The organism is Tenacibaculum sp. Mcav3-52, assembly GCF_022347665.1.
Taxonomy (GTDB): domain Bacteria; phylum Bacteroidota; class Bacteroidia; order Flavobacteriales; family Flavobacteriaceae; genus Polaribacter; species Polaribacter mesophilus.
In genome coordinates, this window is record NZ_JAKRGE010000001.1 from 1,198,312 (window position 1) to 1,220,155 (window position 21,844).

Consider the following 21,844-nt stretch of genomic DNA (forward strand, 5'->3'; position numbering starts at 1 on the left):
ATCCAAGATTATCTTCTAGAGCTTCTTGATGAGCTTCTGTTACTTCCTCTTGAGCTTCTGGTAGAAGAAGAACTTCTTGTACTTCTTGATGGAGCAGAGTAATTACGAGAATTTCTAGAAGGTTTTGAATAACTTTTAGAGTTTCTTGGAGAATACGACTTTCTAACAGATCTATTAGAATATTGGTTTCTCTTGGTATAGCTTCTAGAGTTTCTAACTGATGAAGATTTACGAACACCGTCATTATTAAAAGCTCTATGATTTCTAGTAGAATATCCTCTTGAACTTCTTGTTGAGCGAGGCGTACTTCTATAACTACGGGTAGATCTACTACCGTTAGAATTATAACTTCTTGCTCTAGTTGATCGTTTTATACTTCTATTGTTAGAGTTGCTTCCTCTTCTAGTATTATAGCTTCTCGTATTTCTTGTAGAACGAGTATTTCTGTTGTTACGATAAGTTCTACTATCACTTCTTCTGTAAACATCAGAAGAGCGTCTAGAAGTGGTAGTTCCTCTACGACCTGTAGTATAACCTCTTCTAGAAGTTGTTGCAGTTCTGTGACTTCTATAGTAGTTGGCACCTCTGTAAGGACGTCTATAATAGCGATTATTATAGTATCTATATGGTCTGTAATGGTTGTACCTGTAATACGGAGAGTTCCAGTAAGAGTTATAGAAACCTCCTCCTAAACCTACATAAAACCCAGAGTTCCAGTGGTAAGGGTGCCAGTGAGAGTTATATGCCCAACCACCATAGTAATGAGGCCTCCACCAAGGTCTGTAATAATCATAGCCATAATTCCAATACCAATCGTTGTAATAACCCCATCTTGGATAAGTATTAATATTTATAACTACATCATTATTGTCAGAATAACCCCATGGTTCATTACCATTGTATGTAATTCTTGTTTCAGGTTCTTCTTCATAAATAATATCTTCATCATTATAAGAATCATCGTTTTCAGACTTATAATTTTCTATATCAGTAAAAATATCAGTACCATTTAAAGCGTCTAAACGTTCCACTTCTTTGGTAAAATAATTTTCTTGATATTTATCATATGCACGATCATCAGTAACAACTACTTTACTTTGTGGTTGTTCTATTTCATCAGCATAAATACCGTCATCACTACCAGTAACCGTTTGCGCAGAACCACAAGATATAAAGGTAGCTGCTATCAAAAATGATAAGGTATAAAAAGAGAGTTTGGTTTTGGTGTAATGTAGCTTCATGACTTTTTATTTTATGTTAAAGTAAATTGTTTTTTTATGAGCTGCAAAAAATTAGTTCTTTGTTGGGCTTGTTACCTTTTTAATGTAGTTTTGCAGATACAATTTACGCATAAAAAATAACAATATTTATGCCAAACTTTTGATTATGAGCAAACATTTAACAAAAAGAGCCGAAGATTACTCTAAATGGTATAACGAATTGATTGTAAAAGCTGATTTAGCTGAGAATTCAGCAGTAAGAGGTTGCATGGTAATTAAGCCCTACGGATTTGCAATTTGGGAAAACATGCAGAAAGAATTAGATAGAATGTTTAAAGAAACAGGACATCAAAATGCTTATTTTCCTCTTTTTGTGCCCAAAAGTTTGTTTGAAGCAGAAGAAAAGAATGCTGAAGGATTTGCAAAAGAATGTGCGGTAGTTACACATTACCGATTACAAAATGACCCAGATAATGAAGGAAAGCTACGTGTAGATCCTGAGGCTAAATTGGAAGAAGAGTTAGTCGTTCGACCGACATCTGAAGCAATTATTTGGAATACTTATAAAGGATGGATTCAATCACACAGAGATTTACCATTGCTAGTAAATCAATGGGCAAATGTTGTAAGATGGGAAATGCGTACACGTTTATTCTTACGTACTGCTGAGTTTTTATGGCAAGAAGGTCACACAGCACATGCAACAAAGGCAGAAGCAATAGCTGAAGCAAAGCAAATGCAAGAGGTGTATGCAACTTTTGCTGAGAACTTTATGGCAATGCCTGTTGTTAAAGGAGCTAAAAGTGAGAGTGAACGTTTTGCTGGGGCAGATGATACCTTAACAATAGAAGCTTTAATGCAAGATGGTAAAGCATTACAAGCTGGAACTTCACACTTTTTAGGACAAAATTTTGCTAAGGCATTTGACGTAAAGTATACCTCGAAAGAAGGAAAGCAAGAATATGTATGGGCTACTTCTTGGGGGGTATCAACACGTTTAATAGGTGGATTGATAATGACACACTCTGATGATGCTGGTTTAGTACTACCTCCAAAGCTAGCGCCAATTCAAGTTGTAATTGTACCTATATATAAAGGAGAGGAACAATTAAATGCTATTTCTGAAAAAGTAGATGTAATTGTAAAAGAATTACGAGCTAAAGGAATATCAGTAAAATTTGACGATAGAGACACTTTTAGACCAGGTGCTAAGTTTGCTGAGTATGAATTAAAAGGTGTTCCCGTACGAGTTGCAATGGGAAAAAGAGATTTAGAAAATGGAACAGTAGAAGTAGCGCGTCGTGATACTTTTGAGAAACAAACAGTCTCTAGAGATGAGGTGGTAGATATTGTAGCTAATTTATTAGAAGAAATTCAAAAGAACTTATATAATAGAGCATTAATTTACAGAAACGATCATATTACGGAAGTAAACTCTTTTGAAGAGTTTAAAGATGTGATAGAAAATAAAGGAGGGTTTGTATCAGCACATTGGGATGGTACAATTGAAACAGAAGATAAGATAAAGGAGTTAACAAAAGCTACAATAAGATGTATTCCTAATGATGTAAAAGAAGAGAATGGAGTATGTGTGTTAACAGGAAAACCATCAACAAAAAGAGTATTTTTTGCAAAAGCATATTAAAAAAATAAAAAAAAGCTTTGTGTAATAAAAAACAGTTTTTATATTTGCACCCGCAATCGCAAAAAGATTGTTTTGGTCCGTTCGTCTAGGGGTTAGGACGCCAGGTTTTCATCCTGGTAACACGGGTTCGATTCCCGTACGGACTACAAGTTCTTTTTATTTGTTTTTTTTGAAATAAATAAAATAAAAATAAATTTAGTTGCAGATAACAAAAATAATTGTATATTTGCACCCGCAATCAGAACGATTGTTTTGGTCCGTTCGTCTAGGGGTTAGGACGCCAGGTTTTCATCCTGGTAACACGGGTTCGATTCCCGTACGGACTACAAGTTTTTTATAAACAATTAACGTATTAATAGAATGGCAAATCATAAGTCAGCATTAAAGAGAATTAGAAGTAACGAAGCAAAGCGCTTAAGAAATAAGTATCAGCATAAAACAACTCGTAATGCTGTTAGAAAATTAAGAGCTACTGAAGATAAGAAGGAAGCAGAAGGAATGTTTTCGACTGTTGTGTCTATGTTAGATAAGTTAGCAAAGAACAACATTATTCATAAGAATAAAGCAGCAAATTTAAAGTCTAAATTGGCTAAGCATGTTGCCGCTTTATAAGAGTTTTAAGGTTAGTTAATAGTTAAACGCTTCGATATTTTTATCGAAGCGTTTTTATTTTATATTAAATACAAAGAGCCATTTAGTAGCACTCACAATTATTGTGTTTATACAAAGATTGTTATTAATTTATAAAGGAAGAATTTTGTTTTTTTACCTCTCTACATTATGTTTTTAACGCTTTTATTTTAGTGTTAAAAGATTTAGTCCTAGCATTAGGTAATCCTATTTATAAAATTATAATTAATGATTATCGTATTTGCTATGGAGTGGTAATCCTTGATGTGGTAAACAAGTGCTTTTGAAAAAGTAACTAATTCTATTTTTCTATGAGTTCCCTATACTACAAAATCCTAATTCTGATGCACGATTTATTAAGATGATCTCTTCTATCTATCGTTAGTCCCTAATATGTAAATAAACACGCTTACACGAAAAGTGAAAGTTTGAATTATGACTTCTTTATTGGAACCGTTTGAAATAAAAATAATGTTATAAATCCAAGTCCACAACAACTTTTGAGATCCATTATTTGACTTTTATTCTTTAAGTAAGTAAAAAGACTACAATTTCTCTTTTTAATGTTTAAAAAGATGGTTTTAATTTATTTACCAATCATATTTTTTATGAGCATCTAAACGAATGAAAATGAATAGCAGTAAGGTGAATCCCCATAAAGATGATCCTCCATAACTAAAAAAGGGTAGTGGTATTCCTACAGTAGGTAGTAGCCCTATTACCATACCAATATTAACAATAATATGAAAAAAGAAAATAGAAGCTACACTATAGCCATATATTCTTGCAAATTTATTAGTTTGTGTTTCTGATAAGTAGATTATCCTATAGAGCAAAAACATAAATAAAACTATGACAAGAGAACTCCCTAAAAAGCCCCATTCTTCACCAACGGTACTATATATATAATCTGTGTGTTGTTCAGGAACAAAGTTGCCTTGAGTTCTATCTCCCTGCAAAAAGCCTTTTCCAGAAAAACCACCAGAACTAATTGTTTTTTCAGATTGATAAGAGTTATAGCCAATACCTTTGTTGTCTTGTATCTTTCCTAATAAAATATCAAACCTGTCTTTTTGATGTTGACCTAATATATTATTATAAGTATAACTAATTCCCAAAATAAAAAAAATAGAAAAAAGGTAAGAACCAATTATTTTTATAACATTGAAGCGAAAAAATCGCTTATTTCTATAGATTCCATAAAAAACAACAAGTGTTATTACAAGTAAACATGAAATAAGAACCCACTTTGCTCCAAAATATATAGTTAGTAAGAATAGAATTATAGAAATTGTTCCGAATAATATATATGCTAACGTAAGCCCTTCTCTGTTTAAAACAAAAAAGAAAGCGAAATATATTAGTACGGATCCCATGTCGGGTTGTAATGCGATGAAAAAAGCTGGTAAAAAGATAATTATAAAAGCTTTGGCCTGATTTTTTATTAGTTTAAGATTGTATTGACGATCACTCATTAGCTTAGCCAATGCTAGTGCGGTAAAAGCTTTTGCAAATTCAGAAGGTTGCAATCCTATACCTCCAAAATTATACCAAGAAGTAGCCCCATTAATTTTTTTACCAAATACAAGTACTCCAGCTAATAAAACCAGAGAAAAAATGTACATAACACTGGAAAATTGTTCGTAAAACTTTGAATTAAAAAAAAGGATGAAGATGATAACTGGCAAACTAAGTCCTATAAAAATTAATTGTTTGCCATATTTTGTAGAAAAGTCAAAAATTTCTCTCGATTCTTCTGTAGAAGATGCAGCATAGATATTAACCCATCCAAAACCAACTAATAGTATATAGAGAAAAACAAGTAGCCAGTCGACTCCAGCAAAAATATTATTTCGTTCCTGTCGCAATAGTATCGCTTTTTTGAATTAATAATTGATTGTCATATCTTTCTTGAAGACTTAGGTTAATCATACGGTTTTCAAGATGTTTTCTTGATATAGATTTGTTTAAGTATTTTTCAATTAGTAAGCTGGTAATAGGGGCCGCAATTGTAGATCCATATCCTCCGTTTTCTACAAAAATAGCTATGGCTATTTTGGGGTTTTCTTTTGGAGCAAAGGCTATAAAAATAGAGTGATCTGTTAACTGAACTTTTTTCTTATTTACTCTAATAAAGTTTTCAACCGTTCCTGTTTTCCCACAAATATCTATTCCCTTAACTTGACTATATCTAGCTGTACCTCTGGTAAATGTTTCATACATTGCCTCAATAGCAATAGGGAAATGTTCAGGGGAAACTGTTGTTTTTCTAGGAGTTGTATATATTGAATCAAGATTAGGTTTATCTTCAATTTTCTTAACAATATGAGGGGTGTAAAAATAGCCCTTGTTAGCAATAGCTGCAGTCATGTTTGCTAACTGAATAGGTGTGGTTTCTACCTCACCTTGTCCAATGGCATTTGAAATTGTTGTAGTAGCTCCCCATCTAAAATCATAACTTCTGTCGTAAAATCTTCCATTTGGTATTCTTCCTTTTTGACCAGAAGGAAGATCGTAACCTAAATAGTTACCTAACCCAAAGCTTTTTGCATGTTCACTCCAAGCATTAGTTCCTATTGTTGGGTTTTCATAGTTGTCTATAATTTTCCTGTAGGTGTTAGCAAAATAAGTATTACAAGATTTAGCAATAGCAGTTTTTAGACGTACAGGTCGTCCAACAATTCTACAGTGGCATCCCATAAAAGCATTTGGTCGTTTACCGTAGCGATATCCGTGATTACAATAAAAGCCTGAGTTTTCATCAATCACACCTTCTTGTAAGCCAATTAAACCGGTTAGGATTTTGAAAGGCGAACCAGGAGCATACATTGCTTGCAGCCCTCTATCAAAAGTTGGCATGTTTATACTGTCGTTAAAAAGTTTTACAGAGTTAGGAGAGCGTTGCCTTCCAACTAATAAATTCGGGTCATATGAAGGAGCGGTTACTAATGCTAAAATCTCGCCTGTTTGAGGTTCTATTGCAACAATACCTCCTCTTTTTCCAGACATTAATAATTCTCCATATTGTTGTAACTCACTATCAATAGTTAATGTCAAATCTTTACCAGCTACAGCAAGTGTGTCATATTTTCCATCTTTATAAGAACCAGTAATTTTATTTAGGTTATTTCTTTTAAAGTATTTTCTCCCTTTAATACCTCTTAATTCTTTCTCATATTGTTTTTCAACACCAAGCTTACCAATTAATTCTCCTTGTTCGTAGTAATCACTATTCTTAGCTACATATTCGTTTACCTCGCTAATAAATCCGAGTACATTGGCTGCAGATTTTATAGGATAGTTTCGGATAATACGTTTTTGTATATAGAATCCTTTATACTTGGGTAGTTTCTCTTGTAAAAAAGCATAGTCTTCTTTGGCTAGTTGTTTTAGAAATACCGAAGGAAGCCATCGCGCATAGTTTTCAGCTTTTTTAAAACGTTTTATAAAATCTTCCTTGTCGATTTTTAAAAGAGAGCAGAATTCTAAAGTGTCTAAAGGTTCTACTTCTTTGGGAGTAATCATTACATCGTAAGATAATTGATTAGCGACTAACAATTTTCCATTACGATCATAAATATAACCACGTTCAGGATAATCGTATTCAATTTTTATGGTAGCACTATTGGTTAGGCTCTGTTCACCTCCGTGTACTACTTGTAATTGAAATAGTCGACAGATATAAACAATTCCAATAAGAGTAATTAAAAATATAAGTAAGAAACTTCTTTTCATGTGAGTTTTTTCCTAAATATAAAACTTCCTAAAAAATACAACAGTAACGTAAAAACACTAGAAAAAAGTGTATTGATAAGCACATTTGAAATGTTATAAAAGCTAAAGTTAGTTAAACTAAATAAAATGAAGTGGTGAACTAATGTTAAAATTGCTGTATAATTAAATACTTTATCAAAAGATTCATGTCTTAGGTTAAAGAGCAGATAATCTGATGATGTTTTTTTGAAGACAGCCTTAAAAACAAATAGACGGATATAAGCCATAAATACAGTAGAAAAAGCATGAATTCCGCCAGAGTTAGAAAAAGCATCTACACATAAACCTAATAAAAAAGCTACTAATAAAAGAGAAAACCTGTTTTCCTTAATAGGGAATAAAAAAATAAAAACGATATAAATGTAAGGGTTTACATAGCCTAAAAATAAAATATTATTTAGAACCAACACTTGTAGTAACAAGAGGAAAACGAATAAAAATATTAAGTATACTGTTTTATTCATTGTTATTTTCTACAGTTTTTATTTCTTTTTTATTTAGGTTGGTTATTATATAAACATGACTTAAGTTAGACATATCGTTAAAGAGTTTAATGTTTATACTATTAACCGCAGATAATTCTTCAGGTACTTTTACGACTGTTCCAATAGGTATCCCGTTTGGAAAAATGGTAGATCTTCCTCCAGTAACTACAGTATCACCTTTTTTAAAAGCTGCTTGACGTGGAATGTCGGTTAGTTGTACAATATTGTAATCCTTACCATCCCATGTTAATGTACCGTAATGATTGTTATTTTTAAACTTAGCGTTGATATTGCTTTTTGAATTTAAAATAGATTGTACTCTAGCAAATTTATTAGAAATATTGTCAGTAATACCAATAACCCCTTTGCTATTTATTACTCCCATTTCTTGAAAAACATTATAATTTTTACCTCTGTTAATTGTTAAAAAGTTGTCAGCTTTGTGAAAAGAGTTCTTAATTATTTTTCCAGAAATGTAGTTGAAATTTTGATAGAGATTTATTGTATCTATTATCTGATTAGCAGAAACACTATCAAGATAAGTGTTAATTTTTTCTAATTTATTTTTTAACGCTAAGTTTTCTTCAACAAGTACAGAGTTTGTTTCTTTTAAGTCAAGATACTCCGATATGTTAGATGATTTTTGATATAGCCCACCTGTAATGAAATTAGTAGAGCTAATAAATTTACTTTTATGAAAAGAATGGTTGTTAATGATTAATGCAACAGCTATAACTTCTAGGAATAGAAAAAATAAGAAATACTTATACTTCTGTAAGAAATAAATAAGCTGTTGCATAAAAAATCATTCAAATTTATTTGATTAATACAGTTTTGTATTTTTCTAAATTTTTAAGTGCAATACCTGTTCCTCGAACTACAGCACGTAACGGGTCTTCAGCAACATATACTGGTAAATCTGTTTTTCTAGATAAACGCTTATCTAAACCTCTAAGCATTGATCCACCCCCAGCTAAATAAATACCTGTATTGTAAATATCAGCAGCTAATTCAGGAGGTGTTTTAGATAGTGTTTCCATTACGGCATCTTCAATACGTAAAATTGATTTATCTAGAGCTTTTGCAATTTCACGATAAGAAACTTGTATTTGTTTAGGCTTTCCACTTAATAAATCACGTCCTTGAACCATCATGTCTTCAGGAGGTGTGTCTAAATCTTCTGTAGCTGAACCTATTTGTAGTTTTATTTTTTCGGCAGTAGTTTCCCCAACATATAAATTGTGTTGCGTACGCATGTAATACATAATATCGCTGGTAAATAAATCTCCAGCAACTTTTACTGATTGATCACAGACAATACCAGCTAGTGCTATAACAGCAATTTCAGTTGTACCACCACCTATATCAATAATCATGTTTCCTTTAGGCTCCATTATATCAACACCAACACCAATAGCTGCTGCCATTGGTTCGTAAATCAAATAGATTTCCTTAGCATTCATGTGACGACCAGAATCAATAACTGCTCGTTTTTCAACTTCAGTAATTCCAGAAGGAATACAGATTACCATTCGTAATGATGGTGGAAATAATCTCTTTTTTATAGCAGGAATTTGTTTTACAAATTCCTTGATCATTTCTTCAGAAGCTTGAAAATCAGCAATTACACCGTCTTTTAAGGGGCGTATAGTTTTGATGTTTTCATGGGTTTTTCCTTGCATTCTACTGGCTTCGTGACCTGTAGCGATAATTTTACCAGTGAGCCTATTTCTAGCAACAATAGAGGGGTTGTCAATAACTACCTTACCATTGTGGATTATAAGTGTATTTGCAGTACCTAAATCTACTGCAATATCTTCTGTCATGAAATCGAAAAAACCCATAAAGATTTCGTTATTTATATTTAATTTTAATGTATTCTCACAAATCTAATAAAAATCTGTGGGTATTTTACACTCAATATAATTAATGTTTAAAATGTCTAGTTCCAGTAAAAACCATTGCTACATTATTATCATTACAATAATCAATACTTAATTGGTCTTTAATAGATCCCCCTGGTTGAATTACACTTTTTATACCTGCTTTATCTGCTATTTCTACACAGTCAGGAAAAGGGAAAAAAGCATCACTAGCCATAACAGCTCCGTTTAAGTCAAAGTTAAAACTATTAGCTTTTTCAATAGCTTGTCTTAAAGCATCAACTCTACTTGTTTGACCTGTTCCCCCAGCTAATAATTGCTTGTCCTTTACTAAAATAATAGTATTAGACTTAGTGTTTTTACATAGTTTAGATGCAAATAACAAATCCTCTAACTCATTTTCTGATGGTTTATTGTTAGTAGGGTAAGTTAAATCATCTAATTTGTCTGTAATATAATCTTTATCTTGAACTAATACTCCGTTTAAAGCAGTTCTAACTGTTTGTTTAGGTAATTCAATTTCTTTTTGAATCAATATTACTCGATTCTTTTTACCTTTTAAAATTTCTAAAGCATCAGCATCATAAGCAGGAGCAATAACTACTTCACAGAATAATTTGTGAATTTCTTCGGCAGTGGCTTTATCAATTTTCGTGTTAGAAATTAAAATCCCTCCAAACGCAGAAACAGGGTCACCAGCTAAAGCGTCTATATAAGCTTGATGAATTGTTTTACGTTGAGCAAAACCACATGCATTGTTATGTTTTAAAATAGCAAATGTTGGATCTTCACCTTTAAACTCTTCTATTAAATTAACAGCAGCATCAACATCTAATAAGTTATTATAGCTTAATTCTTTTCCTTGTAGCTTATCAAACATAGCATCTAAATCGCCAAAGAAAAAACCTTTTTGATGAGGGTTTTCTCCATAACGTAATACTTTAGATGTAGTTTCACTAGCTTTATATACAACTTCATCTTCATTGAAATAATTGAAAATGGCAGTGTCATAATGAGAGGAGATATTAAAAGCCTTAGCAGCAAACTTTTTTCTGTCGTTTAACGAAGTTTCTCCGTTGCTTTCTGAAATAATAGTTAAGAAATCTTCATATTGTTCCATTGAAGAAATAATAACAGTGTCTTTAAAGTTTTTTGCAGCTGCACGGATTAACGAAATCCCACCGATATCAATTTTTTCAATAATATCTTGCTCTGAAGCTCCAGAAGCAACTGTTTTTTCAAAAGGGTATAAATCTACAATTACTAAATCTAACTGAGGAATGTTATATTCTTCCATCTCAGTAATATCGCCTTCGTGATCTTGTCTGTTTAAGATGCCGCCAAAAACTTTAGGGTGTAACGTTTTTACTCTTCCTCCTAAGATAGAAGGATATGAAGTAACATCTTCTACAGGTACTACATTAACACCTAAGTCTTTGATGAATTTTTCAGTACCTCCCGTAGAGTATATAGTAACACCTAGATTATTAAGTTTTTTAACAATAGGCTCTAATCCGTCTTTGTGAAAAACAGAAATTAACGCTGATTTAATAGTTTTTATATTGTTCATTATTGTTGTGTTGTTAAGCTTGCAAAGCTAGTAAAAGAGTAGTCGACACACAATATTTTTTTAGCTTTTAAGATTGAAAACACCACCAAAAATATTCTTTGGTGGTGTTTTAATACAACAAAACTATAAATATAAATTACTCTGCTGTTTCTAAGAAGTTTCGAAACCAGATTGTGAATTTTTCTATTAAAGATTGTTGAGATTTTGAACGAGCATTAGCACTGCCTAATGCTGCATAAGAAGGATGTTCTCTATTGCTCATATTTAAGGGGATTAATGGGGTTGTTTAAAATCACATCAAATAAAGTAAAAAAAAACTTAATAATCAAGTGATTATAAAATAATTATACAAAATTAGCTATTTTTTTGCAAATATATTCCAATAAATCTTCGTCGTTTTTAGTAAAAGGGTTAACAGTATGAGAGTCAATATCTATTTGACCGATGTTTTCGCCGTTTACAAAGATGGGAATTACAATTTCAGATTTTACTTTCCAACCACATGAAATATAATTGTCTTGTTCACTAACATCTTGTACAACAAAGTTTTTATTGCTAACTGCTACTTGTCCACAAATACCTTTTCCAAAAGGGATGATTGTGTGTTCTGTAGGTTCACCGTTAAATTGAGCTAGTTTTAACTCATTTTTATCACCATTTTTAAAGTAAAAACCAACCCAGTCATAGTAAGAGATTTCTGAAGCTAAATAATCGCAGATTTGTTGTAGTTTTTCTTCTTTAGAAGAATTGTTACTAACTATTAAGTCTATATTGTTTTTTAGTTCTTGTATGTTCATGAAAATATTTTTTATCTTATTCGTAAAGAGTGCTTAAAGCTTACAAAAATAGTTGTAAGGATTGTGATAAAAAACTGAATTTTATTTTTTATAGCTTAGACAAGAGGTTTTAAGTGTTTTTTTTGTGAAAAACGATACAATTTCAAAAAGAATGAGTTTAAAGTTATGTGATAGCTAAAATATTTTCAATAAAAAAAGCAAAAGTTAAAAACCTTTGCTTTTTTATTTTTCTCTGTAGTATAAAATTACTGTTGAACGTATTCACTATGCCAAACAGCATCTTCAGGACCATCTCCTTTGTGTCCATCTAGTTGGATAACAAAGCTTTTAGCAGGAAAATAAGGAGTGATATGAATATCTAATAAAACACGGTCTTTTTGATTTTGATCTTGTTCTATTTTTATAACCTTAAAACGCTCAATTAGCTTAGTAGGTCCTTGAATATCGTCTAAGAATTTAACTATTTGGCGACGTAAATCAGCCTCAGTTCTAGAGCTCCAGTTTTCAAAAGCTCTTCTATTTAAAAAGTCAAATAAAACCTTTGTTATGTGATCGAATACTCTTACAACAGAGTAAGTTTGTAAACCTAAGTTGTCTCCGTTAAATAAAGTCTTGGCTGAAAAAGCCATTACTTTACTATATTCGTTAACCATAGGAACAAGTCCCATTTTTTCAATTTCTGAAATTTCACTCTTTTTAAGATCGAATCGTACACTTTCTACCTCATTAATACCTCCAAATTTTTTACCTGCTACTACTTGAGACATTAATGTGTGATATATTTTACCAGCCAAAGCAGAAGATGGCGGAACGTATAGGTTGTCTTCTTCACCCACGGCATCTTCTTTTTTTCTTCCTAGTAGCCAGTTACAAGTCATTAAAGTGTTTGATTTGTGAATTTCGCCACCAGAGTGATTTGCATTTGAGAACATGTCAACAATGTCGTCAGGTGTTTCAAGATCTTGGAAGTCTGTTAATAAAACAGCTTTGTTGTCATGTGCTATTTTAGACCATTTGTCTAAGACTACGTTAGATCCTAAATAACCAGGAACTACTAATATAGAGTAGTTGTCTTTTAAATCTAATCTATCAAAGTTTTGTTTAAACTCATTTGATACATAGTCTATAAAAAGAGGATTTTCTAAATCTTTTAATTGACTTAAATCGGCATTTAAGATGGTGATGTTTTTTACTTTGTCTTTTTCGGTGTTTTTGTAGAATAAAGCTACTGATCTATAAGAGGTTTCTAGTTCTTTTGTTTTTTCTAAGGTTTTCTTAAGATTGTAATTTAAAACACTTTCTATGCTGGTAGATTTTTCTTTTGCAGTATCACACATTGATTCGATACTGTCACTACTTTTAAGAATTTCTAACCAAACAGAAAGTCTGTTTTTTAAGTTTTTTCTTTCTCCTTTCCACTGCTCGTCGTTTAAAAATAGACTTTTTCTAGCTTTTCTTTTTGGGTTCAAGTTAGAGTAACCATCAACGATGTTTTCGATAAAAGAGAAACCACCGTACTCTTTTATACCATCAATAGCGTTAGCTACTTCTTGACTAGGGGATTGTTGTTTAACTACTTCCGATTGCTGCGTTTTTACTTTTGTAGACATAGCTAATTATGTTTTTTTTGGTTTTATTGTTCGGCTTGCTCGATTTCTTTAATTGACTCTTCTAAAATTTTGATAAAGGTATCTTTTGTTTCAGGGTTACTAAGTGCTTTCATTAGCGCTCTGTTAGAAGATAGTTGTCTTGAAATTCTTAGATACTGGTCTTTTTCTATATCTAGCTTATTTAAAAAAGAGCTATTAGCCTTAATGTTCTCAACATTAAAATCACCTAAATTGTTGAAATTTAAAGATTCTTTAACGTCGGCGCCATTTTCATCGGTGTGTTCAAGATTCACTGAAGGTGAAAACTTCTCGAATACAGCTTCGATTGTGTCTAAACCATAGATAGCTTCGGGGGTTGCAGGAGCTTCGTCGGTAAGTTTTTGGATTAATAAAGTTTTGTTGGAAGAAATGTTTGCGATTGATTCATTAGCATCAACTTTAACTTCATTGCCTCCAATTCCGTAATTGTACATTGCCATAATAATTTTTTTTATTCTGCTACGAATCTATTAAATATTTGATAAAAAAAATTATTTTTACAGAAAAAAATTAAGGAAAAATGAATTATTTGAAGATCCCCCTAGACTTTTCCAGTATAACAAAAAGAAATAAAGAAAATAATAGATTGGGGTGTACACTTGAAGAATCCATAGCTCAACACCTCATGATAATTGCTACTTCAAAACAAGGTGAGGTTTTTGGAAGACCGAATTATGGTTCCGATATTTGGGATTTAGAATTTAACCAATTGGTTAAAATTAATAAATGGGAAGAAAAAGTTAAAGATTCTTTATATTATGCCTTTGTTGAGTATGAGCCAAGACTCAAGGATATTAGAGTTAGTGTAAGGTTATCTGAAATAGATGATGATGCTGAGACTACGGATGTTCATGTAAGAAGAAAAGCAGAAATTAAAGTATTTGGTACAATTATAGAAACCGATGCGCCATTTAATTTTGCTACACTTTTTTACATTAGTCCTTTATCACAATAAAAAAAATAAAAATAGCAATGAGAGACGAATATTTTATGAAAATTAAAAATCGAATGCTATTACGTTCGATGGAATTATGGGGCATTAAAGATAAAAGGAGTGTAGATCCTATTTTAGACTTGCTTTTACATACTTTTGCTTATGAAATATCAAAATTACACCAACAAATAGATGTTTCAGATAAAGAATTATTAGATAGGTTATCCAGAATTTTGGTAAGTAACAAGTGGTCCTTACCATCACCTTCACATGCTTTATTAAAAGCTCAGCCGGAAGACGATACGACACAATTAAATGTTTCAGATCATTTTTATTGCTCAAAGAGAAGATTTGGAGAAGATAAGTTAGATGTTTTTTTTACTCCAATTATTACAAAAAAGCTAATAAATGCATCTGTTAAATATTTAGGGTACGATGATAAGTTGTTGATTTGTGAAAACCGATTTGGTAACATGGAGGATGCTCTTTATTTATCTGAAGAAAAGAAAATTAAAGATTACGAACTTTGGTTTGGTGTTGAAATTTTAGATGATTTATTGGAAGAAACTAATAATCTATCTCTTTGTTTTATACTAAAAGATACTTCGCTTTTACCTTTTTTAAAAACAATGAAGGTGTATGATGTTGATGAGAATGAAATGTTTCTAGATAAGGAAGTTTTAATAAATAACAACAAAGAAGTTCACTACTTTGAAGATGTAATTTCTTTTTATGAAGACTGTTTTTATACTTTAAATTTAAATGAGTCTTGTAGACAACAAAAAACAATAAATGAATTATTTGGAGAGCAAACTGATTTTTTTATTGAGCCTGAAGATTTAGATAAAAAGCTTTTATGGTTTAAAGTAAAGTTACCAGAAGTTTTTTCTAGAGAGAAACTACAAGGAATAGAGGTAAGTTTAAATACTTTTCCAGTAGTTAACAGAAAGTTAGAGTATAAACAACATAACTTTAGAAAAAATGGAAGGATCTTATCAGTACTGAGTGAAGGTGAAAACTACTTTTTAAATATAGAAAGTTTAAGTGATGATAAAGGAAATAGTTATAGTAACGTTATAGAAAACTCTACAGAAAGTCTTGAAGGAGGTTATTCTCTCTACTTTGGAGACATAGGAAGGTTTGATACAAGAAGTGCTAAGATGATGTTAAGTAAAACTTCTCAAACTGTAAGAGAAGAAGGTAGTGCTTTTTCTGCAATAGGGTATGATATTATTCAAGCATATTTAGATGATTTGCATGAAAAACTAGATGAGATTGATAAGAAAATTCATTTAGAATTTGGTGAGGTTAATGCAAATAATAACAAAACATTTTTGTTAACCTATCCACATAAAGATGCCTTTAATTATGAATTTCAGTATTGGCTAACTAATGCAAACCACGCAAATGATATTAATACTAGTTATACTTTTAATCAGTATAGAACAGGTAAGTTTATTGATAGTAAAATAAAACTCAAAACAGATACAATAGGTGGGCATATAAGAAAAGAGGAGCACGACAAAATAAATGGGCTGCGCTATGGGTTACTTACTAGAGAAAGAATTGTAACTAGAGAAGATGTAAAAAGTTTTATAAACAATAAAATAGGGCATTTTGTTGAGAGCCTTTCTATAAAAGATGGTGTTGCAATATCAAAAGAAAAGAAAAAAGGATTAATTAGAACTACAGATATATACATAAAAACTAAGAGAGAGTTAATTTCTGAAGAAAAACAAAACCTTTTCAGTTATTATCTTGAAAAAGAATTAGAAAAAAGATCAATATCAAATATAACATATAAAGTATTTTTTATAAAAAAATGATAGAAAAAGATTACAGTTCAAGTGCTTTATCAAGCATAAAAAGAGCTAAAAGTATTGCTTACAGAGAAAATCAAGGTACCTATGGTGTTAGTCATTTAATAACATCGCTAATTAATGAACCAACTGGTTTAGAAGAGATTATTGATAGCATGGGTAAAGATGCTAACTATATTCTTGAGTGGTTTGAGGTAATGAAAGAAATGTATAAGTCAACTCCACTAAAAGCTTCTGGAGATGTAAATCCAGACCATGAAGTTGCTAAGGTTTTCGAAGAGTCTGAACGTTCAAAAATTAAATTAGGAACGGAAAATATTGATGCCTTATGTATTTTTACAGCAGTTGTAAGAGAGGGAGTTGTGTATTCTGGACAACAAATAGAAACATTAGGTATAACAGAACAAGATATTTTAAATCATTACAATGCTAATACTCCCACTTTTTTAGAATCAAACGTTAAGGAAAATATTTCTGCAATAAGTTCCTATATCGAAGACCTTCAAACAGAAGAGGTAATACAAAAAGGAAACTTAATCTTAGGTAGAGAAAAAGAAGTTCGATTGATTTTAGAAAATTTTGAAAGATCAGAAAGCAAGGGAGTTATTTTAGTAGGAGATTCAGGTATAGGAAAAACAGCAACAGTAAACTACTTTGTAAGAGAATTGAGTAATAGTACAGATGAGTATTTGAAAAGTCACTTAGTATTTAAACTCAATGTCCCAAAATTATTAGCAGGAGCAAGCTCTGAAAATGATGTAAATAAGAAAATATCAGAACTATTTGAGAAATTAGAGTCTATTGATGCTCCTTCCATATTAGTTATTGATGATCTTCATGTATTGCTTGAAAACGCATCAGGAAAAACTAATGCTATTGTTAATATTTTAAACGCTCAATTAAGTGAAGGGCGTATTAATATGATTTTTACAATTAATTCAGATTCATACAGGAAAAATCTTGAAAGACACCCTATAGATGGTAAATTAGAAATATTGAAGCTAGAGGAATTAGGTAGCCTAGAGATGTTAAAATGTTTACATAGACATAAAAAAAGGTTGGAACTACATTTTGATATTAAAATTTCAGATAGAGCAATTGAGGAATCTATACATCTTTCAAAAAGGTATTTTAAGGAAAAGAAGTTACCTTATGGTGCAATAGATTTAATAGATAAAACTGTAGCAGCTGTAAAGATGAGCAACGCTACGGTATTAGCAGAGGTTAGAAAAATAGAAAAAGAGTTTAATGAAGTTAAGGACTCGGAAAAGTTTGAATTTTCAGATTTACAATTAATATACAATACTATTTACAGAAAAGTTAGTGTTATTCAAACCTCAAAAGTTACCAAGTCATTTAATTTAGTATCTGATAATCCAGATTTACAACAAGAAATATCGAAGGTTGATGAATTCTTATCAATGTTAAAAGAGCTAGCTAAGACGCCTATTAGTATTGTAAGTGAAATGAATATTGAAGCTGTTGTATCAGAAATTACAGGCATTCCTTTAGGAAAAATTCAAACAGAAGAAAAAGAACGTCTTTTAAATATTGATAAAAAGTTACAAGAAAGAGTTAAAGGGCAGTCAAACGCTATTCAAACACTCTCTGATGCTATTATTGAATCGCGAAGTGGACTTAGTAACCCTAAACAACCAATTGGTTCTTTCTTCTTTTTAGGACCTACTGGAACAGGAAAAACTGAATTAACTAAATCATTAGCAGAGTTACTATTTGATGATGAAACAGCAATGATTCGTTTTGATATGTCTGAATTTAAAGAGGAACATTCAGCAGCGCTACTTTATGGGGCACCTCCAGGTTATGTAGGATATGAAGAAGGAGGTATGTTAGTAACAAAAATTAGACAGCGTCCATATTCAGTAGTTTTATTTGATGAAATTGAAAAAGCTCACAGTTCTGTGTATGATGTTTTTCTACAATTAATGGATGAAGGAGTAATTCATGATAAATTAGGAAGAGAAGGAGATTTCTCTAATGCGATTGTCATTTTTACATCTAACATAGGTAGTCAATGGATTGCTGAGCAAATAACAGGAGGAAAAATTCCGACCTCAAATGAGTTAATAGAGGTAATGGCACAACACTTTAGACCAGAATTTTTAGGGAGGTTAACAGAAGTAGTTCCATTTGCGCCAATAAATCAAAAAGTAGCACAAGATATTTTAGTAATACACTTTAATAAACTAAGAAAGCAATTAGAACAACAAAAACAAATAGTGTTAGATATTTCTGATGAAGCTTTAGAGTTCTTGTCAAAAAAAGGATTTTCTCAAAAGTATGGAGCCAGACCCATTGCAGGAGTTGTAAGAACATACGTGAAAAAGATAATATCTAAAATGATAGTTTCTGAACAGGTAAATAAAGGAGATCATGTATTATTAGATTATAAAAACAATAATCTTGTATGGGAGCTAGTGTAAATGAAAATGATACCGTTATAGATGAGCTTGTTCGTAATATGACATCTAACTTTATAGGTGAGGTTTTTATTGAAGAATTAGAGTTTTTATTAAAAAAAGATGTCTCAGAAGTATTAATTGTGAAAAATCACGGTATGAATACTAGAGCTCAATCTAAAGATGTTTTGTCTATTAATTCAAATTTTATTGCTAAAGACACAGGGTTTGAAGAGAACTTAGTAGTAAATTTAAGTAGAAATAGTATATATCATCAGTTACCAGAAATATTATTTTACCCTCTTTCCTTAGGGGTTAATTCAGATAATAAGAAGGAAGTAGTTGATACAATTCGTAGAAATAGGGAAAAAGAAAAAGGAGATATTAATTTTTTTACACTATTTGATACAGAAATATTTAAAGAAAGAGTTAGGATTAATAATAGAAGCTTAAACTTTTTTTCAGACAAAAAATCAAAACAAAACCTATTAAATATTTTTAAACAAATTATAGGTTTTGATATAGAAATATCAGATGAGTCATTGTATAAACTATTTCTTAATTTATGTAAGTCTGAGTTTTTTAAAGAGAATTTAGTCGAGTTAGAAAAACTAATACAAATTGTTTTAGGCTTAAAAGTAGAGCTTAGTTATATACCTTGTGCTATAAAAGAATCTCCTTTTTTAAGTTTAGGAGATGCTGTTTTAGGAGTAGATCTAGGTTTAAGTGGTGAGGTTTATAGTGAGATAGATGATGTTAAAGTAGTTGTGGTATTAGAAAAAGAAGTAGAAAACTTTAAAGTTTTAGAAAAAAGTGTTTTACAAATAAAGGAAGTGTTAAACTTCTTTTTAATTTCCTCAAGAAAAATTCATATCACTTATAAAACAAACTCTGATCAATCTTTTGTTTTATCAGAAAGATTTTTAGGGTATGATTCATATTTAACTAAATAAGAAAAGAAAAAGTTATGAACATAATAATAGTATATTTTTTAAAATTTCTTTTAGCACCATTAATAGCTATTGTTTCTTTAATGGTATTAAATAACATAGTAAAAGCAAAAAAATCGTTTAATATAAAAAAGGCAATAGTCTTGGTTTTATTGCTAACTATAGTTCTAGTAGCCCCAGTTTTAATTAGTTTATTAAAATATGAATTTGTTTGGGTAGGGTTGATACTCACAGTTTTGTGTTATCTTTTTATAGGTGTGTTTTTCATGCTTTTTCAAAATACAAAGTTTTACAAATCTATAGGCCTAGATAATAAATTCCATACACTATTTTTTGCTTTTATAGTAATGCTTCTTTCAGGGTGGCTGTATTATCTAATTTTTGAAAAAATAAGTAATTTACCTTACGCACTTTGGGCAATGTTATCAATAATTTGGTTTGTGTTACCATTACTATACACAATGTCTTTAGAATACTTTTTAAACATATCAAAACCATTTTATAAAGCCTGGAATGTTTCAGATAATGGAGTTAGTGATATGTATTGGGATAATGTAGACGTTTTTAAATTAATACAAGTAACAGTAAAAATTAAAAGAAATCCAGAAGATAAAAACTACAGTTCTTTTTCAGTAAAGTTACCCATGGAGGTATCAGTAGGTATGTGGTTTAATCGATTTATAGAAGATCAAAACTTTAGATTTCCTGATAGAATGATTGATACTTATTTGGAGGGAGAGCCAATTGGTTGGATTTTTTACACAAACAAATGGTTTAATTTTCCTCTTTTTACAAAAGTCTTAGACGCTGAAAAAGACGGGAAGTTTAATAAAATAAGGAATAAACAAACTATATATATAAGAAGAACTGCATTAAACACCATTGAAGATGAATAAGAAAAATAATAAAATGAATTACTTACCAATAAATTGGACTGACGGAGTAAAAATATCTGCAGAACATTTTTTTAAAAATTATAACAACACAATTGAAACCATAAAAGACTACAATTCGGTTTCTCTTAAAAATTATGAATATGGATTAGTTGATGGAGGAACTAATTTTGAAAACCTACAATTAGATGTTTTAAACGATGGAGATAACTCTTTAGTAATAAAACTGAAATCTTGTAACGCCATCACAGAAAAAGGATACAGGATTATGTATCACCGAGATTTGTATGGGGCAAATTCACCATCAGTAACATTAAAAACATCTGATTTTGATAAAACAGAAAGCGAAGAATTTTATATAATGCTTTCGCTATCTCCATTTGAGTATTTACCAGTAGGTATTCCAGACCCTGAAGTTATACCTTTACATCATCCTAATGTATTACCTAAATTAGAACTACATACACTTCCAGTTTCAAAAATTAATACTAGCTTTTTAAAAGAGCACTTTTTGGTCATAGGAAAGGTGTTATGGACAAATGGATTGTTTTCTATTGATGAAAGTTATGTGCCTCCTGTTGTTAATTTAACATCTAATGAAAGGTTAGAAGGATTTGGAAAAGGGTTATTACAAATGCTTATTAAGTCTAAAAACTATTCGATTAAAATTTTCAAAAAAAATAATGGGCAAAAAAGCAGTAATAAATTAGTAGCCAATACCTTTTCAATTTGCAGTAAACTGCAAGAGTACTACAGTGATAATATTTTTAATTTAGAAAATATTTCTACTAGTAGATCACCTATGTATTTGGTTGATAGGTTAGTGGTGTTAGCAAATAAGCTTTCTATTTGCTTGAGTATTATGGATGATAAAGAGAAAGAGCAATTACTACAATATTATTATCAATGGACAGACATTAAGCCTTCTGTTTTCCTTGATGCAATAGTTGATGCTGTAAACGTTAAGTACAACCATATTGAGATAGCAGAAACGTTTGATGTGCTAAATAGGTTTGTAGTTATGTTGGAGCGCGTATTTAAAAAGATGAGTGAACTAGAGTATATAGGACAAAGAAAAGATAATATCGTAATTAATGAAGAGTCTGGAGCGCAATTCAATAGAAATAGAGGTAAAAATAGTACTTGGAGTATAATTGATTAATATAAATTTCTT

General features: G+C 30.8%; 19 protein-coding genes and 2 tRNA genes. 10 read left to right on the forward strand and 11 right to left on the reverse strand.

The features are described 5' to 3' along the window. Window positions 1-8: 8 nt before the first annotated feature. Window positions 9-1,241, reverse strand: a complete 1,233-nt coding sequence (locus MHM83_RS05505; RefSeq protein ID WP_239178721.1) for a hypothetical protein — start codon at window positions 1,239-1,241, stop codon at window positions 9-11. 145 nt (window positions 1,242-1,386) lie between these two features. Between MHM83_RS05505 and proS the strand changes: the two genes are divergently transcribed. From proS to rpsT, 4 genes are all read left to right on the forward strand, one after another. Then, entirely contained in the window at window positions 1,387-2,865 is a 1,479-nt protein-coding gene (gene proS, locus MHM83_RS05510; RefSeq protein WP_073184319.1) for a proline--tRNA ligase, read from the forward strand. 74 nt (window positions 2,866-2,939) lie between these two features. Continuing rightward, a tRNA-Glu gene (locus MHM83_RS05515) sits at window positions 2,940-3,011 on the forward strand. Between the two features lie 108 nt (window positions 3,012-3,119). Continuing rightward, a tRNA-Glu gene (locus MHM83_RS05520) sits at window positions 3,120-3,191 on the forward strand. 34 nt (window positions 3,192-3,225) lie between these two features. Further along, a complete protein-coding gene (rpsT, locus tag MHM83_RS05525) occupies window positions 3,226-3,477 on the forward strand; it encodes a 30S ribosomal protein S20 (RefSeq protein WP_028891217.1) in 252 nt (83 codons plus the stop codon). 608 nt (window positions 3,478-4,085) lie between these two features. Here the strand turns inward: rpsT and rodA are convergent. The 10 genes from rodA to MHM83_RS05570 form a co-directional block, all read right to left on the reverse strand. Continuing rightward, window positions 4,086-5,363 carry a rod shape-determining protein RodA gene (rodA, locus tag MHM83_RS05530; RefSeq protein ID WP_047790399.1) on the reverse strand — a complete coding sequence of 426 codons (1,278 nt, stop codon included), beginning with the start codon at window positions 5,361-5,363 and terminating at the stop codon, window positions 4,086-4,088. Next, window positions 5,344-7,230, reverse strand: a complete 1,887-nt coding sequence (gene mrdA / locus MHM83_RS05535) for a penicillin-binding protein 2 (RefSeq protein ID WP_073184324.1) — start codon at window positions 7,228-7,230, stop codon at window positions 5,344-5,346. Before mrdA ends, rodA begins: the two co-directional genes overlap by 20 nt. Beyond that, complete coding sequence (gene mreD, locus MHM83_RS05540) at window positions 7,227-7,733, reverse strand: rod shape-determining protein MreD (RefSeq protein ID WP_239178722.1); 507 nt, start codon at window positions 7,731-7,733, stop codon at window positions 7,227-7,229. Before mreD ends, mrdA begins: the two co-directional genes overlap by 4 nt. Then, on the reverse strand, window positions 7,726-8,553 hold the full coding sequence (gene mreC / locus MHM83_RS05545) for a rod shape-determining protein MreC (RefSeq protein WP_239178723.1): 828 nt from the start codon (window positions 8,551-8,553) through the stop codon (window positions 7,726-7,728). The genes mreD and mreC overlap by 8 nt, the downstream gene beginning before the upstream one ends. Window positions 8,554-8,569: 16 nt before the next feature. Continuing rightward, window positions 8,570-9,598, reverse strand: coding sequence for a rod shape-determining protein (locus MHM83_RS05550; RefSeq protein ID WP_047790403.1), 1,029 nt, complete (start codon window positions 9,596-9,598; stop codon window positions 8,570-8,572). Between the two features lie 82 nt (window positions 9,599-9,680). Then, window positions 9,681-11,207: a bifunctional phosphoribosylaminoimidazolecarboxamide formyltransferase/IMP cyclohydrolase gene (gene purH / locus MHM83_RS05555; protein WP_239178724.1), complete on the reverse strand. Its 1,527-nt coding sequence runs from the start codon at window positions 11,205-11,207 to the stop codon at window positions 9,681-9,683. A gap of 136 nt (window positions 11,208-11,343) precedes the next feature. Then, the gene (locus tag MHM83_RS16160) at window positions 11,344-11,469 is read right to left on the reverse strand and encodes a hypothetical protein (protein WP_255724779.1); all 126 of its coding nucleotides are present in this window, start codon (window positions 11,467-11,469) and stop codon (window positions 11,344-11,346) included. An 82-nt stretch (window positions 11,470-11,551) separates the two neighbouring features. Continuing rightward, window positions 11,552-12,004 carry a GAF domain-containing protein gene (locus MHM83_RS05560; protein ID WP_047790405.1) on the reverse strand — a complete coding sequence of 151 codons (453 nt, stop codon included), beginning with the start codon at window positions 12,002-12,004 and terminating at the stop codon, window positions 11,552-11,554. Window positions 12,005-12,249: 245 nt separating this feature from the next. Continuing rightward, complete coding sequence (locus MHM83_RS05565) at window positions 12,250-13,614, reverse strand: DUF5458 family protein (RefSeq protein ID WP_047790406.1); 1,365 nt, start codon at window positions 13,612-13,614, stop codon at window positions 12,250-12,252. A 23-nt stretch (window positions 13,615-13,637) separates the two neighbouring features. Beyond that, window positions 13,638-14,093, reverse strand: a complete 456-nt coding sequence (locus MHM83_RS05570) for a hypothetical protein (RefSeq protein ID WP_047790407.1) — start codon at window positions 14,091-14,093, stop codon at window positions 13,638-13,640. An 89-nt stretch (window positions 14,094-14,182) separates the two neighbouring features. Between MHM83_RS05570 and MHM83_RS05575 the strand changes: the two genes are divergently transcribed. From MHM83_RS05575 to MHM83_RS05600, 6 genes are read left to right on the forward strand one after another with little or no spacing between them, the layout of a single operon-like run. Beyond that, a complete protein-coding gene (locus tag MHM83_RS05575; RefSeq protein ID WP_239178726.1) occupies window positions 14,183-14,608 on the forward strand; it encodes a GPW/gp25 family protein in 426 nt (141 codons plus the stop codon). 17 nt (window positions 14,609-14,625) lie between these two features. Continuing rightward, a complete protein-coding gene (locus tag MHM83_RS05580; protein ID WP_239178728.1) occupies window positions 14,626-16,413 on the forward strand; it encodes a hypothetical protein in 1,788 nt (595 codons plus the stop codon). Next, window positions 16,410-18,851 (forward strand): AAA family ATPase, encoded by a 2,442-nt coding sequence (locus MHM83_RS05585; RefSeq protein ID WP_159615064.1) that lies wholly within the window; start codon window positions 16,410-16,412, stop codon window positions 18,849-18,851. Before MHM83_RS05580 ends, MHM83_RS05585 begins: the two co-directional genes overlap by 4 nt. Further along, window positions 18,836-19,780: a hypothetical protein gene (locus MHM83_RS05590; RefSeq protein WP_073184337.1), complete on the forward strand. Its 945-nt coding sequence runs from the start codon at window positions 18,836-18,838 to the stop codon at window positions 19,778-19,780. Before MHM83_RS05585 ends, MHM83_RS05590 begins: the two co-directional genes overlap by 16 nt. A 14-nt stretch (window positions 19,781-19,794) precedes the next feature. Next, on the forward strand, window positions 19,795-20,673 hold the full coding sequence (locus tag MHM83_RS05595; protein ID WP_047790412.1) for a TssN family type VI secretion system protein: 879 nt from the start codon (window positions 19,795-19,797) through the stop codon (window positions 20,671-20,673). Then, a complete protein-coding gene (locus MHM83_RS05600) occupies window positions 20,666-21,832 on the forward strand; it encodes a hypothetical protein (RefSeq protein ID WP_047790413.1) in 1,167 nt (388 codons plus the stop codon). The genes MHM83_RS05595 and MHM83_RS05600 overlap by 8 nt, the downstream gene beginning before the upstream one ends. The last annotated feature ends 12 nt before the right edge of the window (window positions 21,833-21,844 follow it).